The sequence below is a fragment of the Pseudomonas sp. YuFO8 genome, from assembly GCF_035065025.1.
Classification (GTDB): Bacteria; Pseudomonadota; Gammaproteobacteria; order Pseudomonadales; family Pseudomonadaceae; genus Aquipseudomonas; species Aquipseudomonas putida_AE.
This window is the reverse complement of the sequence record NZ_JAXDEQ010000059.1, coordinates 19,892-32,723: the sequence shown is the minus strand read 5'-3', so window position 1 is coordinate 32,723 and position 12,832 is coordinate 19,892. Positions and strand designations below refer to the sequence as shown.

13 protein-coding genes and 3 pseudogenes are annotated in these 12,832 nt (G+C 60.5%); 14 read left to right on the top strand and 2 right to left on the bottom strand.

Going from position 1 to position 12,832, the window contains the following annotated elements:
• The 5 genes and pseudogenes from SOP95_RS29655 to SOP95_RS29635 all read left to right on the top strand — a co-directional run.
• Nucleotides 1-188 (top strand): annotated as a pseudogene (locus SOP95_RS29655) (hypothetical protein); the annotation flags it as partial.
• 152 nt (nucleotides 189-340) lie between these two features.
• Complete coding sequence (locus tag SOP95_RS29650; protein WP_323609275.1) at nucleotides 341-625, top strand: DUF7693 family protein; 285 nt, start codon at nucleotides 341-343, stop codon at nucleotides 623-625.
• Between the two features lie 103 nt (nucleotides 626-728).
• Entirely contained in the window at nucleotides 729-1,298 is a 570-nt protein-coding gene (locus SOP95_RS29645) for a chorismate mutase (RefSeq protein WP_323609274.1), read from the top strand.
• Nucleotides 1,299-1,445: 147 nt separating this feature from the next.
• Nucleotides 1,446-1,580, top strand: a pseudogene (locus SOP95_RS29640) (helix-turn-helix transcriptional regulator); the annotation flags it as partial.
• 55 nt (nucleotides 1,581-1,635) lie between these two features.
• Entirely contained in the window at nucleotides 1,636-2,064 is a 429-nt protein-coding gene (locus tag SOP95_RS29635; protein WP_274076608.1) for a nuclear transport factor 2 family protein, read from the top strand.
• On the opposite strand, the gene SOP95_RS29630 is transcribed toward SOP95_RS29635, so the two are convergent.
• A complete protein-coding gene (locus SOP95_RS29630) occupies nucleotides 2,040-3,014 on the bottom strand; it encodes a LysR family transcriptional regulator (RefSeq protein WP_274076607.1) in 975 nt (324 codons plus the stop codon). The genes SOP95_RS29635 and SOP95_RS29630 overlap by 25 nt on opposite strands.
• Nucleotides 3,015-3,391: 377 nt before the next feature.
• Here SOP95_RS29630 and SOP95_RS29625 point away from each other — a divergent pair, with 377 nt between their 5' ends.
• From SOP95_RS29625 to SOP95_RS29610, 4 genes are all read left to right on the top strand, one after another.
• Nucleotides 3,392-4,846 (top strand): sensor histidine kinase, encoded by a 1,455-nt coding sequence (locus SOP95_RS29625; protein WP_323609273.1) that lies wholly within the window; start codon nucleotides 3,392-3,394, stop codon nucleotides 4,844-4,846.
• A 103-nt stretch (nucleotides 4,847-4,949) separates the two neighbouring features.
• Nucleotides 4,950-5,603, top strand: a complete 654-nt coding sequence (locus tag SOP95_RS29620; protein ID WP_274076605.1) for a response regulator transcription factor — start codon at nucleotides 4,950-4,952, stop codon at nucleotides 5,601-5,603.
• Nucleotides 5,604-5,701: 98 nt separating this feature from the next.
• Nucleotides 5,702-6,076 carry a response regulator transcription factor gene (locus SOP95_RS29615; RefSeq protein WP_274076604.1) on the top strand — a complete coding sequence of 125 codons (375 nt, stop codon included), beginning with the start codon at nucleotides 5,702-5,704 and terminating at the stop codon, nucleotides 6,074-6,076.
• 230 nt (nucleotides 6,077-6,306) lie between these two features.
• Complete coding sequence (locus SOP95_RS29610) at nucleotides 6,307-7,509, top strand: NAD(P)/FAD-dependent oxidoreductase (protein ID WP_323609272.1); 1,203 nt, start codon at nucleotides 6,307-6,309, stop codon at nucleotides 7,507-7,509.
• 180 nt (nucleotides 7,510-7,689) lie between these two features.
• Here the strand turns inward: SOP95_RS29610 and SOP95_RS29605 are convergent, their stop codons facing one another.
• On the bottom strand, nucleotides 7,690-7,848 hold the full coding sequence (locus SOP95_RS29605; RefSeq protein ID WP_274076602.1) for a hypothetical protein: 159 nt from the start codon (nucleotides 7,846-7,848) through the stop codon (nucleotides 7,690-7,692).
• Between SOP95_RS29605 and SOP95_RS29600 the strand changes: the two genes are divergently transcribed.
• The 5 genes and pseudogenes from SOP95_RS29600 to SOP95_RS29580 all read left to right on the top strand — a co-directional run bounded on the left by SOP95_RS29600 (nucleotide 7,838) and on the right by SOP95_RS29580 (nucleotide 12,709).
• Complete coding sequence (locus SOP95_RS29600; RefSeq protein WP_323609271.1) at nucleotides 7,838-9,214, top strand: sensor histidine kinase; 1,377 nt, start codon at nucleotides 7,838-7,840, stop codon at nucleotides 9,212-9,214. The genes SOP95_RS29605 and SOP95_RS29600 overlap by 11 nt on opposite strands.
• A gap of 61 nt (nucleotides 9,215-9,275) precedes the next feature.
• Nucleotides 9,276-9,938, top strand: a pseudogene (locus tag SOP95_RS29595) (AraC family transcriptional regulator); the annotation flags it as partial.
• A gap of 155 nt (nucleotides 9,939-10,093) precedes the next feature.
• Nucleotides 10,094-10,624, top strand: a complete 531-nt coding sequence (locus SOP95_RS29590) for a hypothetical protein (RefSeq protein WP_274076599.1) — start codon at nucleotides 10,094-10,096, stop codon at nucleotides 10,622-10,624.
• Between the two features lie 154 nt (nucleotides 10,625-10,778).
• Nucleotides 10,779-11,159, top strand: a complete 381-nt coding sequence (locus tag SOP95_RS29585; protein WP_323609268.1) for a response regulator transcription factor — start codon at nucleotides 10,779-10,781, stop codon at nucleotides 11,157-11,159.
• 107 nt (nucleotides 11,160-11,266) lie between these two features.
• Nucleotides 11,267-12,709 carry a catalase gene (locus SOP95_RS29580; RefSeq protein WP_323609267.1) on the top strand — a complete coding sequence of 481 codons (1,443 nt, stop codon included), beginning with the start codon at nucleotides 11,267-11,269 and terminating at the stop codon, nucleotides 12,707-12,709.
• The last annotated feature ends 123 nt before the right edge of the window (nucleotides 12,710-12,832 follow it).

The following is a 12,832-nucleotide window of genomic DNA, read 5'->3' as shown; positions in this document are numbered from 1 at the left end:
CCGACCGCCTGCAAGGCAACACTGTCGCCGCCGACGGTTCGGATCGTCTGCAAGGCAACACTGTCGCCGCCGACGGCTCCGACCGCCTGCAAGGCAACACTGTCGCCGCCGACGGCTCCGACCGCCTGCAAGGCAACACTGTCGCCGCCGACGGTTCGGATCGTCTGCAAGGCAACACCATCGCCTGACCCCATCGCTTCACCGCACCCACAAAAAGCCCGGCCTGATCAGCCGGGCTTTTTCGTCAGTGCAATCAAGCCACGGCGTTGCAGGGTTCTTCCCCTGGTTCGTGATCGTCTATCCTGTGGGCCCGATTCTACCCGTGCCGCCGGAGACACCTGTGCCACCCCTGACAGCCCGAGAGGTTTACCAGCAACTGCGCGATGCCGCCCTGGGCCTGCGCCCGCTCAAGCGCCTTGACGAACGACCCGGTCCGGTACAGGTGGACATCGAGGGCTGGCGTTTGAGCCTCGATGTCGACGACAGCCGCCTGCACCACTGCCTGCATTGCCAGAGCCCGGACGGCCGAGCGTTCGACGGCGGGCCGCGTTTCGGTACCGACCCGGTGAGTTTGCTCAGCACCTGGGAGCTGGCGCAGATCGAGCGGCTGTTGGCCAGCGACTGAATTCGGACCGAGGCATCGCGAAAGTGTTCGTTCAACTATCGTTCATCTGTCTCAGCTGTGTTACATAAGACTTGATGCGCATCCCGTCACCAAGAGGTTGCTTATGTTCCACCGCCCACGCTTGCCGCAAGCGCTGACTTGCTCGCTGTTCGGCTTACTCGCCAGCGTCGCCAACGCCGCTGCGCCCTCCCCGGCACCCGAAACGCTGCAGCCACTGCTGAACACCATCAACGAGCGCCTGAACGTTTCCGATCTGGTGGCGCTGACCAAGTGGGACACAGGCAAACCGATCCAGGATACCGCCCGGGAAACCCTGCTGATCAATAACGCCAGGAAGCAGGCAACCGGTAGCAACGTGGACCCGGACGAAGCCGCCGATTTGATCGCCGCCCAGATCGAAGCCAACAAACTGGTGCAATACGGCCTGATCGCGCAATGGCAAGCGGCGCACAAGGCGCCCGACATGCCACGCCCGGACCTCACCCAACTGCGGGCAAAGCAGGATGAGTTGCAAGCCCGCCTGTTGCAGCAATACGCCGATTTCGTGCCCTATCGCGTCGACCCGGAATGCCCGCAGTGGCTGGCTGAGCAGCGCGCCAGCCTGATCAAGGATGCCCTGCATGGCCAGGCGCTGATCCGCGCCACCGGGGAATTGTGCGTTACGGATCTATGATCGAAACCAACTCAATTCTCGCAGCCATACTCGATCTACTGTGAGCGAGCCGGCTCCGGGGGGTGTTCCGACGATGGAGGTCGACGATGACGCGGGGAGCCTGACACCCCGCGGTGCTCTCAGGTTTTTCGCGAGCAAGCTCGCTCCTACAGAGTCTCGCGACAGACCATCAACGCCATCGAAAATGGTCGCTATGATCCAAGCCTGCCGCTGGCGTTTCAAATCGCGCGGACGTTTGCCTTGCCCATCGAAAGCATTTTCGACGATGAGTTCACTGGCTGATCCGTGACTCCCATCAGGCAAGCTTTGCACAACAACAAAAAAACAGGAGTTGAAAATGTCTGAACTGCAACTGCACCCCAAAGCCGCAGAATCCTTGAGCCTGTGGCACGCGATGATTCGTACCGGCGATTTGCAGGCCTTGCCTGCGCTGCTGGACCCGGACGCGGTGTTTCGCTCGCCGATGGCACATACGCCGTATCCAGGCGCGCCAGTGGTTTCGATGATTCTCAACACGGTGTTCAACGTATTCGAAGACTTCACCTACCACCGCGAACTGGCGAGCGCCGACGGCTTGAATGTGGTCCTCGAATTCAGCGCCAGGGTCGGCGAGAAACAGCTCAAGGGCATCGATATGATCCGCTTCAATGAACAGGGAAAAATCGTCGATTTCGAAGTGATGGTCCGCCCCCTCAGTGGCCTGCAGGCGCTGGGCGAGGAAATGGGCCGGCGCCTGGGCGCCTACCTGGCCGCCAGCAAAGCCTGATCGTCGTGCAGCGCCGGTCGAACCTTGGATACCACCTGCAACTCGACCGGCTCACCGAGAAACGCACAGCAGCGCGAGCGTAACCAGCGCTGGCCGGGGTCATTGTGCACCGCTGCGCGCCAAACCATGGACAGTTCCGGCACGGGCAATTGCAGCGGTACCGGTTCGACTCGCATGCCTGCCACCGAGGCCATCGCCTTGGCCACGTAATCCGGCACGATGGCCAGCATGTCGGTTTGCGCCAGCAATCCCGGCAACGCACTGAACTGCGGCACGGTCAGCACCACTTTGCGCTGCCGGCCCAGCAGGCTCAGGGCATGGTCGGTGTCATCCGACGCATTGCCCATCGACGACACCAGCACATGAGGGCGCCGGCAAAACGCGTCCAGCCCCAACGGCCCGGGCCGGGTGTCAGACCGCAGCAGCATCGGGCGAATCGGCCGCAAGCCTTTGCGCCGGGCATTGGCCGGCAGGTCGAGGGTGTGACTGATGCCCACGCAGATGTCGCCATTGCCCAACCTTTGCGCCATCTGCTGTTGATCGACACGGCGCACGATCAAGGCGATGTTCGGCGCCTCGATTCGCAGTTGTCGCAGCAGCCGCGGCAGCAGCGCGTATTCGACATCGTCCGACAGGCCGACATGAAACGTCGTCTCGCTGGTGCGTGGGTCAAACGACTGGCAACGGCTCAATGCAGCGGCGATGCCGTCCAGCGCCGGCGCCAGGTTGGCGAAAATTTCCTCGGCACGTGCGGTCGGTTCCATCATCCGCCCGCAACGAATGAACAGCGGGTCATCGAACAGTGCCCGCAAGCGGCCCAGGGCACCGCTGATGGTGGGTTGCCCGAGGAACAGCTTTTCGCCGACGCGGCTGACATTTCGCTCATGCATCATCGTCTCGAAAACCACCAGCAGGTTGATGTCGGCACGACGCAGGTCATTTCTGTTCATGAGGTTCACTACCCGGCACGCGGCCATTGAGTTCGGGAAGGGTATGAACAGGGTATGGCAGCGAATGAAAAACGTCTGTCGTACCAGGGGACAGCGCGATCATGCGTTAGATAACCGACTTGATACTTCGGTATAGCCCCCACTGGAAAACCTTAATTTGATTAATGACTTATGCGCACATTCGAGCAGTCGGCGATTCGATGCCATGGCAGCTTTTTCGGGTTTTTTGTCCTAACGGGAGGCGACCCCGTGCTTCTAGGATTACTGAACCGATTTTCCGCCCCAGCCCGAACAAAAACGAGGCGCGCATGATCGACAACCAAAAAGGAACCTGCAGCAAAATGCTGTTCAACTCAGGTCAAAGGATCTCTCGCCTCTTGTTCGGTTTCAGCCTCAAGCCAGTGGAAAACGCGCTGGTGTGGTTGATGGGCCTGATCGTGGCCTGCGGAATCCTGCTCAATTGCGAAACCCGGACCGACTTCGCCACGACCACGCTGTACATCGCGTTGCTGCTGATGGCGATCAACCTGTTGTCGATCAGCGCGGTGATCGTGGTCGCGCTGTTCTGCATGCTGGTGCTGACGTCGATGTGCCTGTATCAGGGTGGCTTTCACCGCTGGGAGTCGACCATGGATTTGCTGCGCAGCCTGACGGTGCTGGCGGCGATCATCTTTCTGGCGTTGCGCAGCAAGCGGGTCTGCGACAGCCTGCGCCACAAGGAAGTCTACATGACCGGTGCCCAGCGCCTGACCCAGACCGGTTGCTTCGGCTTTCGCGCAGACCTCGCACGCATGGGCTGGTCGGAGCAGGTGGCACGCATGCTCGAATACCCGGCGGGCATGCCCTCCTCTGCGTCCTTGTACCTGGAGCGCACCCACCCCGATGACCTGCCCCTGGTGCTGGCCGGTTTCGAAAAGGCGGCGCGCCATGCGACCCTGATCGAGGTCAGGCACCGCCTGCTGATGCCCGACGGGCGCATCAAGCATTTGCACCTGTTCGCCACCCCGCTCTTCACCCGACACGGATGTTTTGAATACCTGGGCGCGCTGATGGACGTGACCGCCAGCAAACAGGCCGAAGAAGCGCTGTGCCGCGCCCAGACCCAGTTGGCCCATGTCACCCGCGTGACCTCCCTGGGTGAACTGGCCGCGTCCATCGCCCATGAAGTCAATCAACCGCTGGCGGCGATCACCAGCAGCGGCGAAGCCTGCCGCAACTGGCTGAGCCGCCCGCAGCCCGATCTGCTCGAAGCTCGCCAGGCACTGCAGCGGATCATCGCCAGCGCCCATCGAGCCAGTGAGATCACCCGCCGCGTTCGGGCCCTGTCGCGCAAGAGCGAGCCGCTGCGCCAGAACGAATCGCTCAACGACATTGTCAGCGAGACCTTGAGCCTGGTCCGCCATGAACTGGCGCATCACAAGATCAATCCGAACATCGAGCTGAGTGCGTTCGGCGGCCAGGTCAGTGCCGATCGCGTGCAACTGCAGCAAGTCATCATCAACCTGATCCTCAACGCCTGCCAGGCCATGGACGCGATCAACAGCGCGCAACGGGCCTTGTCGATTCGCACCTGGGTCAAGGACAACGAGGCCGTGCTGGAAGTGGCCGACCAGGGGCCGGGCATTGCCGCCGAGGTCCTGCCGCAACTGTTCACGCCGTTCTTCACCACCCGGGAAAACGGCCTGGGCATGGGGCTTGCCATCTGCCGCTCGATCATCGATTTCCACGAGGGCCGGATCTGGGCCACCAGCACACCAGGCCAGGGCAGTTCGTTTCTGTTTGCCCTGCCGATACGGGTCGCCAACGATGCGGGGTACGCCGCGGCCATTTGATACACAGGTATGAGTGCCGCCAGCCCGACCTGCATTAAAAGTTGCGCCCCGCGCCAGGAGCACAGCGCCGGGCGGCTGCACGTCCAACCCTTGGGAACCCGCCATGAACGAACAACACCCGCTCAACAAGATCAACCACAACGAGTCCCTGGTGTTCATCGTCGACGACGATGCGCCGCTGCGCGAATCCCTCGGCAGCCTGCTGCGCTCCATCGGCCTGCGGGTCGAGTTGTTCGGCTCGGTCGCCGACTTCATGAAGTACCCGCGCCCGGACACGGTCAGTTGCCTGGTGCTGGATGTGCGGTTGCAAGGCAGCAGTGGCCTGGACTTTCAGAACGAACTGGCCGCCGCCGGCATCAACGTACCCATCGTGTTCATCACCGGGTACGGTGACATCGCCATGACGGTACGGGCAATGAAAGCCGGCGCGGTGGACTTCCTCACCAAGCCCTTTCGCGAACAGGACCTGATCGATGCGGTGTGCGCCGCCCATGGCCGCGACAAACAGCGTCGCGAGTCCTCGCGACATGCCGAACAACTGCTTGCGCGCCACCAGACGTTGACCGCCCGGGAACAGACGGTGATGGCGCTGGCGGCCTCGGGCTTGATGAACAAGCAGATAGCCGGGGAAATCGGCCTGAGCGAAATCACCGTGAAGATCCACCGCGGCCAGGCCATGCGCAAGATGGGCGCGCGTTCCTTCGCCGATCTGGTGCGCATGGCCGAGGCGATCTCGTGCCAGCCCGCTAACCGCTGACTATACCCACGTATACTGTGCACCCTTTCAGGACGGCGTATCTTGCAATAATGGCGCGGTGCCTCTAAGTGCTCTGCGCTACCAGGCAGGACACCGCTATGCACAAAGAGGCAATGATTGCCGTAGTCGATAACGATGAATCGGTTCGAATGGCCCTGGACAGTTTATTGCGATCCAGTGGATATACCGTGCGAACTTATTCGGGGGCCCATGAGTTTCTCATTTCAGAGGGTCCGCTTATTACCACCTGCCTGATTTCCGATATACAAATGCCGGAAATGGACGGGATCAGCATGTATGAGGAACTGGCAACCAGGGGCATGCATATTCCGGTGATCTTCATTACCGGCAACCCCTGTGCACAGCGCCAGCCGGGCAGCCACGCCATGAAACCCATCGCCTTTTTTCCCAAACCCTTCTCCAGCGAAAAGTTGCTCGCCTGCATCGAAACGGTGCTCGATCGAAGCCACTGAAATCTGTTTATTCAAGCAACTAACACTTTGGTATAGCCGGTTAATACCTAGTCATACTCGCGCTGACCCTATGTAGCAGTGCCAGTTTCAAACCCCTCGAATAACATCTGTTCCAGATCCAGCCGATGCCGACTGTTTCGCATTGTTTAACGACATCGCAAACGATCAGCCACAGCGGTTATACGGCAACAACTTTTTCATGCCCTCGATTGTTCTTCAGGAGCTAAACAATGAAACAGCAAATCTTGATTATTGGTGCAGGGTTCGGTGGGGTCTGGAGCGCGTTGAGCGCTGCCCGTCTGCTGGACAAGCACGATCGAAACGACGTCGAGATCACCGTGTTGGCTCCCCAGGCCGAGCTGCGCATCCGCCCGCGCTTCTACGAGCCGAACGTGCACACCATGAAGGCACCGCTGAACGAACTGTTCGACGCCGTGGGGGTGAAATTCGTCAAGGGTGCGGCCGAGTCCATCGATGAGCGCAGCAAACAGGTGAACTACACCAACGCCGCGGGCATCCAGGGCACGCTGGGCTACGACCGCCTGGTACTGGCCGCCGGCAGCAAGCTGATGCGCCCGCCGGTCGACGGCATGCTCGAGCACGCCTTCGATGTCGATGAAATCGAGTCCGCCACGCGTCTGGAAGCTCACATCAAGTCGCTGAAGGACAAGCCGGTCAGTGCCGCCCGCAATACCGTGGTGGTGGCCGGCGGTGGTTTCACCGGGATCGAAACCGCCACCGAAATGCCGGCGCGCCTGCGTGCCGTACTCGGTGAAAACGCCGACATCCGCGTAATCGTGGTTGACCGTGCCCCGCAAGTCGCCGCCGCCCTGGGCGATGGCATTCGCCCCTCGATCGTCGAAGCCTCGGAGCACCTGGGCATCCAGTGGGTGCTCAACGCCACCGTTGTCGCCGTCGATGCCAATGGCGTCACCCTCGCCGATGGCCAGCGCATCGAGTCCAACACGGTGATCTGGACCGTGGGTTTTCGTGCCAACTCGCTGACCGAGCAAGTACAAGGCACCCGCGATCATCAGGGCCGCCTGCATGTCGATCAGCACCTCAAGGTGCGCGGTCACGCCGATGTGTACGCCAGCGGCGACGTGGCCTATGCCGCCACCGATGACCTGGGCAACTTCGCGGCCATGTCCTGCCAGCACGCCATCGCCCTGGGGCGTTATGCCGGCAACAACGTCGCCGCCGAACTCCTGGGGGTCGAGCCAATGGCCTACAGCCAACCCAAGTACGTCACCTGCCTGGACCTGGGCGCCTGGGGCGCGGTGTTCACCGAGGGCTGGGATCGCCAGGTAAAACTGGTCAAGCAGGAAGCCAAGGAGCTCAAGACACAGATCAACACGATGTGGATCTATCCACCGGCGGCTGATCGCGCCGCGGCGCTGGCGGCAGCCGACCCGTTGATTCCAGTGGCCTGAAGACGATCGATGCGGCCGTGGCAACCACGGCCGTCACTCCCCTGGCACCGCCCGGGTGATATGAAGTTTTTCCTGTATCCCGACCAGCCCACTCCTTGCTGGACCGGGGCCTTTCCCAAGCGCCCGCCACTGGTTTTTCTGGCGGGCGTTTTTTCTTCAGTCCGATCAAGCACCAACCCCTCAAAGAGTTTGCCCGGCATCAGCGATGCCTTGCGAGTTGCCGTTCGATAGCAAAAATCCGGAAGAACAAATGTCTATCATCAAACGTTGCAAGAGACTTTTTTTTTCAGACCCGGTCGCCTGGCTGGCCGCCATTGCGGTCGGCAGCATGATCTTCATTACCAACTCGTTGCTCGACCTGGATGTCGCACCGACGCTGCTGTACATCACGCTGGTGTTCATGTCGGCGAACATCTTCTCCGTGCCGGTCTTCCTCGCCGTCGCCTTCAGTTGCGTGGCCATCCTGACCGCCAGTTTCATTATCGATGAAGGCTATCGTGATCACCGGCTCATCGCCGGCTTCGTGCGTTGCCTGATCGCGCTGACCACCATCACCCTGCTGGCGCTGCGCAGCAAGCGCGCCACCGACACGTTGCGCCGCAAGGAAGCGTTCTTCCTGGGTGCGCAAAAACTCAGCCATACCGGCAGTGTCGGCTTGATCATCGATGACCAGGTGATCGTGTCGTGGTCGGACGAGTCTTCACGCATTTTCGAATACCCGCTGGACGTTACGCCGACGCTTGGCATGGTTCGGGCGCGCACTCATCCCGATGACCTGTCGATTATCGACAGTGTCCTGGAGCAGGCCGCACGCCGGGAAAACCTGATCGAAGTGGAACATCGACTGGTCATGCCCGATGGGCGGATCAAGCACGTGCAGATGCTCGCCAACCCGCTGTTCAACCACGGCGGACGCATTGAGTACGTCGGCGCATTGATGGACGTGACCGCGTCCAGGCAAGCCGAAGAAGCACTGTTTCACTCCCAGGCCAAACTCGCGCATGTCACCCGGGTGACCTCCATGGGTGAACTGGCCGCCTCCATTGCCCATGAAATCAATCAACCCCTGGCGGCGGTGATCACCAGCGGGGAATCGTGCAAACGCTGGATCAATCGCCCTGAGCCGAACCTCGAAGAAGCCCGCCGTTCGCTGGACCGGATCATACAAAACTCGTCCAGGGTTGCCGATGTGATCGCCTGTATCAGGGCGCTGTCGCGCCAGAGCGAGGTGCAACGCAAGGCCGAAGCATTCGACGAGATCGTCCGCGACTCACTGACGCTCATGCAACATGACATCGGCAACCATCAGGTTCGCCCACACCTGCAACTGGGCGCACCTGGCGCGCACATAAAAGGCGACCGGATCCAGCTGCAGCAAGTCATCATCAACCTGATCATCAATGCCTGCCAGGCCATGGCCAACGTGCATGACCGCGCGCGAACGCTACGGATTCACACCTCGGTACAGGACAACGAGGCCGTGCTCGAAATCGCCGACTCCGGCACCGGCATTGCCGAAGACGTTCTGCCCTCGTTGTTCGATCCGTTCTTTACGACCAAACCCACCGGCCTGGGAATGGGCCTCTCGATCTGCCGCTCGATCATTGAATTTCATGGCGGCCGAATCTGGGTCAGCAGCACCGTAGGGGTCGGCACGCAGATGCTGTTTGCGATTGCGCTGACACCCCCCGTACACGATGAATAACCTCATCCACCTCTGACGCCACGATTCGGCGACCTGGAGACAAGCAGTGCCCATCAATGAAATGAGCGACAACCTTGGAACGGCACAACCTCGCAGCATCATCTTCGTGGCCTATCCGCAAATGGGCTTGCTGGACCTGACCGGTGCCCAGACCGTGTTCTGGGCGGCGACCCGCAGCCTGGCCGAACGCGGTTTGCAAGGTTATGCCTTGCACACGGCCAGTCTGGAGGGCGGGTCCATCCGCACAGGCGAAGGCCTTGAGGTGCAGACCCGGAGCCTGAGTGAGTTGGCCGGTAGCCCGATGGATACGCTGATCGTTCCCGGCTCCCCGCACATCCGCCAGGCCATGGTCGAGAGCGCCCCGCTGGTGGACTGGTTGCGCGCCGCTTCCAGCTCGGCCAGGCGCACCACGTCGGTGTGCAGCGGATCGTTTTTTCTGGCCCGGGCCGGCTTGCTCGATGGCTTGCGTGTGGCGACTCATTGGGTGATGGCCGACCTGTTCGAGCGCCTGTTCCCGCAGGTCGAGCTCGACCGCGAAGCGATTTTCGTCCAGCAAGGGACGATATGGACCTCTGCCGGTGTCAGCGCAGGCATTGATCTGGCCCTGGCGCTGGTCGAGGCCGATCACGGTCGTGATGTGGCGATGCAGGTCGCCCGGCGCATGGTGGTGTACTACCGACGCCCGGACAACCAGGAACAATGGAGCCCGCTGCTGCGCTCGCAGTACCCCACCGCTCATACCCAGGTATGACGGGCCTGACCCGATGTGCTAGCGCGCTGTCTTGAGGTAGGAGTGTTATCGCGCACCCGTCGATTTAGGCTGGTCACCTCGAATGAATCAACTCATCGCGCCGATGCGCAGACCTGGGGACGGTTGCCATGAACGCATTGCAAAAGCTGTACATCGTCAGTCATCCGCTGCGCATCAGTCGTTATGGCGCGCATACCTCGCTGTCCTCCGCCGAGCGCGTGGAGGTCATCGATGCATTGACGCAGACGCTGGGCACCACCCTGGGCATGCTCGCGCAACTCAAGCGGGGCCAGCAGCAACTGCGCAATGTCAGCTTCCTGCCAGTGCAACAGCTGTTCCGCCGCCTGGTGCGCGCCAATGCCGACTATGCCGATTTCCTCGCCAGTGCCATCACCGACCTGGGCGGCCACATCGAAACCGCGGCGCTCTACAGCCTGAACGACACCCGCGAGCCGCAGTGTTTTGCCGACTGCCTGACTGGTATTTGCCAGGGCAAGCTGCGACTGCGGGCCGTCGATGCCTTGCTGCATGATTGCCTTGAACGCGCCATCGCCAACAAGGACAACGCCAGCAAACGCTTTTTCGAAGCATGCGCACGGCACAACGCGCGTTTTCTGTCGGTGATCGAGGACAACCTGCCCCATGAACAACCAGGGTGAGGCAAACCGCTCAATGATATTGATAACCCATCGCAACTAACGCGAAATAACAACCCAACATACCCAAGTATACTATTGCACTTTTCTGCAGCGCGTATCTTGCAAGTATGGCGGGCGCCACTTAGCGCCACCCGCAACAACGCAAGGTTTCTACATGTTCAACTCAGCTATTATTTCGGTTGTTGATGATGACGAACTTATTCTTGTCTCACTGGACAGTTTGTTGCGTTCTTACGGTTACAGGGCAATCACCTACAACAGTGCCTGTGCCTTTCTTGAATCCAGCGGACCTGCGCAGACAGACTGCCTGATTTCGGATATTCAGATGCCCGGCATGTGCGGGGTGGAAATGTACGAAACGCTGGCGCGCAGAAACATCCACATCCCTACGCTGTTCATTACAGGAAAGCCCGGCCTGCCGCCGCAATTCAGTGCCAGCGTGCATAAACCCGAAGGCTATTTCCCCAAGCCCTACTGCACCCATGCGCTGCTGGCGTGTATTGAACGGGCCTTGAAGCGCCGGGTTCCCGAGTGAACTGCAAGACGCCGCCATAACAAATAACGTTTTCTTTTTCAGCTTTCGGTTAGTTAAGCCGTTCACTCTTGCCACTCAACTAAAGTCCCAACTTGGAGAACCGTGCCATGCCCAGGAATAAACTGACTTCGATCAACGGCGCACCGGTCGTCGACAACTTCAACATCCAGACTGCCGGCCCCCGTGGCCCCGCGTTGTTACAGGATGTCTGGCTGCTGGAAAAACTTGCCCACTTCGATCGCGAGGTGATTCCTGAGCGGCGCATGCATGCCAAAGGCTCCGGCGCCTACGGCACTTTTACCGTCACCCACGATGTGACGCGCTACACCAAGGCCCGGCTGTTTTCGCAGGTGGGCAAGCAAACGCCGATCTTCACCCGTTTCTCCACCGTTGCCGGTGAACGCGGCGCTGCCGATGCCGAGCGCGACATCCGTGGTTTCGCCTTGAAGTTTTATACCGAACAAGGCAACTGGGACCTGGTGGGCAACAACACCCCGGTATTTTTTTTCCGCGATCCATTGCGCTTCCCCGACCTCAACCACGCTGTCAAACGCGACCCGCGCACCGGCATGCGCAATGCGCAAAGCAACTGGGATTTCTGGACGTCATTGCCCGAGGCCTTGCACCAGGTGACCATTGTCATGAGCCAGCGCGGCATTCCGCGCAGCTACCGGCACATGCACGGTTTCGGCAGCCACACCTTCAGCCTGATCAACGCCAACAATGAGCGGTACTGGGTCAAGTTCACCTTCAAGAGCCAGCAAGGCGTTGAGAACCTCAGTGATGAACAAGCACAACACCTCATTGGCCGCGACCGGGAAAGTCACCATCGGGATCTGTTCGACAGCATCGAAGCGGGCGACTTTCCACGCTGGACCTTTTACATCCAGGTCATGACCGAAGACCAGGCCCATGACCACCCGGTGAATCCGTTCGACCTGACCAAGGTCTGGCCGCACGAGGATTACCCGTTGATCGAAGTGGGTTACTTCGAACTGAACCGTAACCCGCAAAATGTCTTCGCCGAAGTCGAGCAAGCCGCGTTCTCGCCGTCGAATGTGGTGCCCGGTATCGGCTTCTCACCGGACCGCATGCTGCAGGCGCGCCTGTTTGCCTACGGCGATGCCGCGCGTTATCGCCTGGGGATCAATCACCACCAGATCCCGGTCAACGCGGCCCGTTGCCCGGTGCACAGCTTCCACCGCGACGGCGCCATGCGCGTGGACGGCAACTACGCCGAACAACTGGCGTACGTGCCCAACAGCGAGGGCGCCTGGGCCGACCAACCGGACTTTCGTGAACCGCCGCTGAAGATTTCCGGCGCTGCCGGGCATTGGGATCATCGCCTGGATGAAGACCACTTCGAGCAGCCGGGCAATCTGTTCCGCCTGATGTCCGACGCGCAGAAACAGGCACTGTTTGAAAACACTGCGCGTTCGCTCAGTGGCGTTTCACAGGAGGTGCAGCAACGGCATATTGCGCACTGCACCAAGGCAGATCCGTTCTATGGGGCCGGGGTGTCCAGGGCGTTGGCAGAACTCGACCGGTAAACACACACACCCTGTAGCAGCAAGCTTGCTCGCGATGGTCGCTAACGATAACGCTGGAAACCTGACACCCCGAGGCGTGCTCAGGTTCTTCGCGAGCAGGCTCGCTCCCACAGGATGATCAGT

Bases quoted from the DNA above. Each gene is read 5' to 3' on its own strand.
- SOP95_RS29605 (WP_274076602.1), bottom strand. From the start codon at position 7,848: ATGAAGATCATGCTGCCGACCGCAATGGCGGCCAGCCAGGCGACCGGG.
- SOP95_RS29635 (WP_274076608.1), top strand. From the start codon at position 1,636: ATGTCTGAACTGCAACTGCACCCCAAAGCCGCAGAATCCTTGAGCCTG.
- SOP95_RS29645 (WP_323609274.1), top strand. From the start codon at position 729: ATGTTCCACCGCCCACGCTTGCCGCAAGCGCTGACTTGCTCGCTGTTC.
- SOP95_RS29610 (WP_323609272.1), top strand. From the start codon at position 6,307: ATGAAACAGCAAATCTTGATTATTGGTGCAGGGTTCGGTGGGGTCTGG.
- SOP95_RS29620 (WP_274076605.1), top strand. From the start codon at position 4,950: ATGAACGAACAACACCCGCTCAACAAGATCAACCACAACGAGTCCCTG.
- SOP95_RS29585 (WP_323609268.1), top strand. From the start codon at position 10,779: ATGTTCAACTCAGCTATTATTTCGGTTGTTGATGATGACGAACTTATT.
- SOP95_RS29590 (WP_274076599.1), top strand. From the start codon at position 10,094: ATGAACGCATTGCAAAAGCTGTACATCGTCAGTCATCCGCTGCGCATC.
- SOP95_RS29615 (WP_274076604.1), top strand. From the start codon at position 5,702: ATGCACAAAGAGGCAATGATTGCCGTAGTCGATAACGATGAATCGGTT.
- SOP95_RS29600 (WP_323609271.1), top strand. From the start codon at position 7,838: ATGATCTTCATTACCAACTCGTTGCTCGACCTGGATGTCGCACCGACG.
- SOP95_RS29630 (WP_274076607.1), bottom strand. From the start codon at position 3,014: ATGAACAGAAATGACCTGCGTCGTGCCGACATCAACCTGCTGGTGGTT.
- SOP95_RS29580 (WP_323609267.1), top strand. From the start codon at position 11,267: ATGCCCAGGAATAAACTGACTTCGATCAACGGCGCACCGGTCGTCGAC.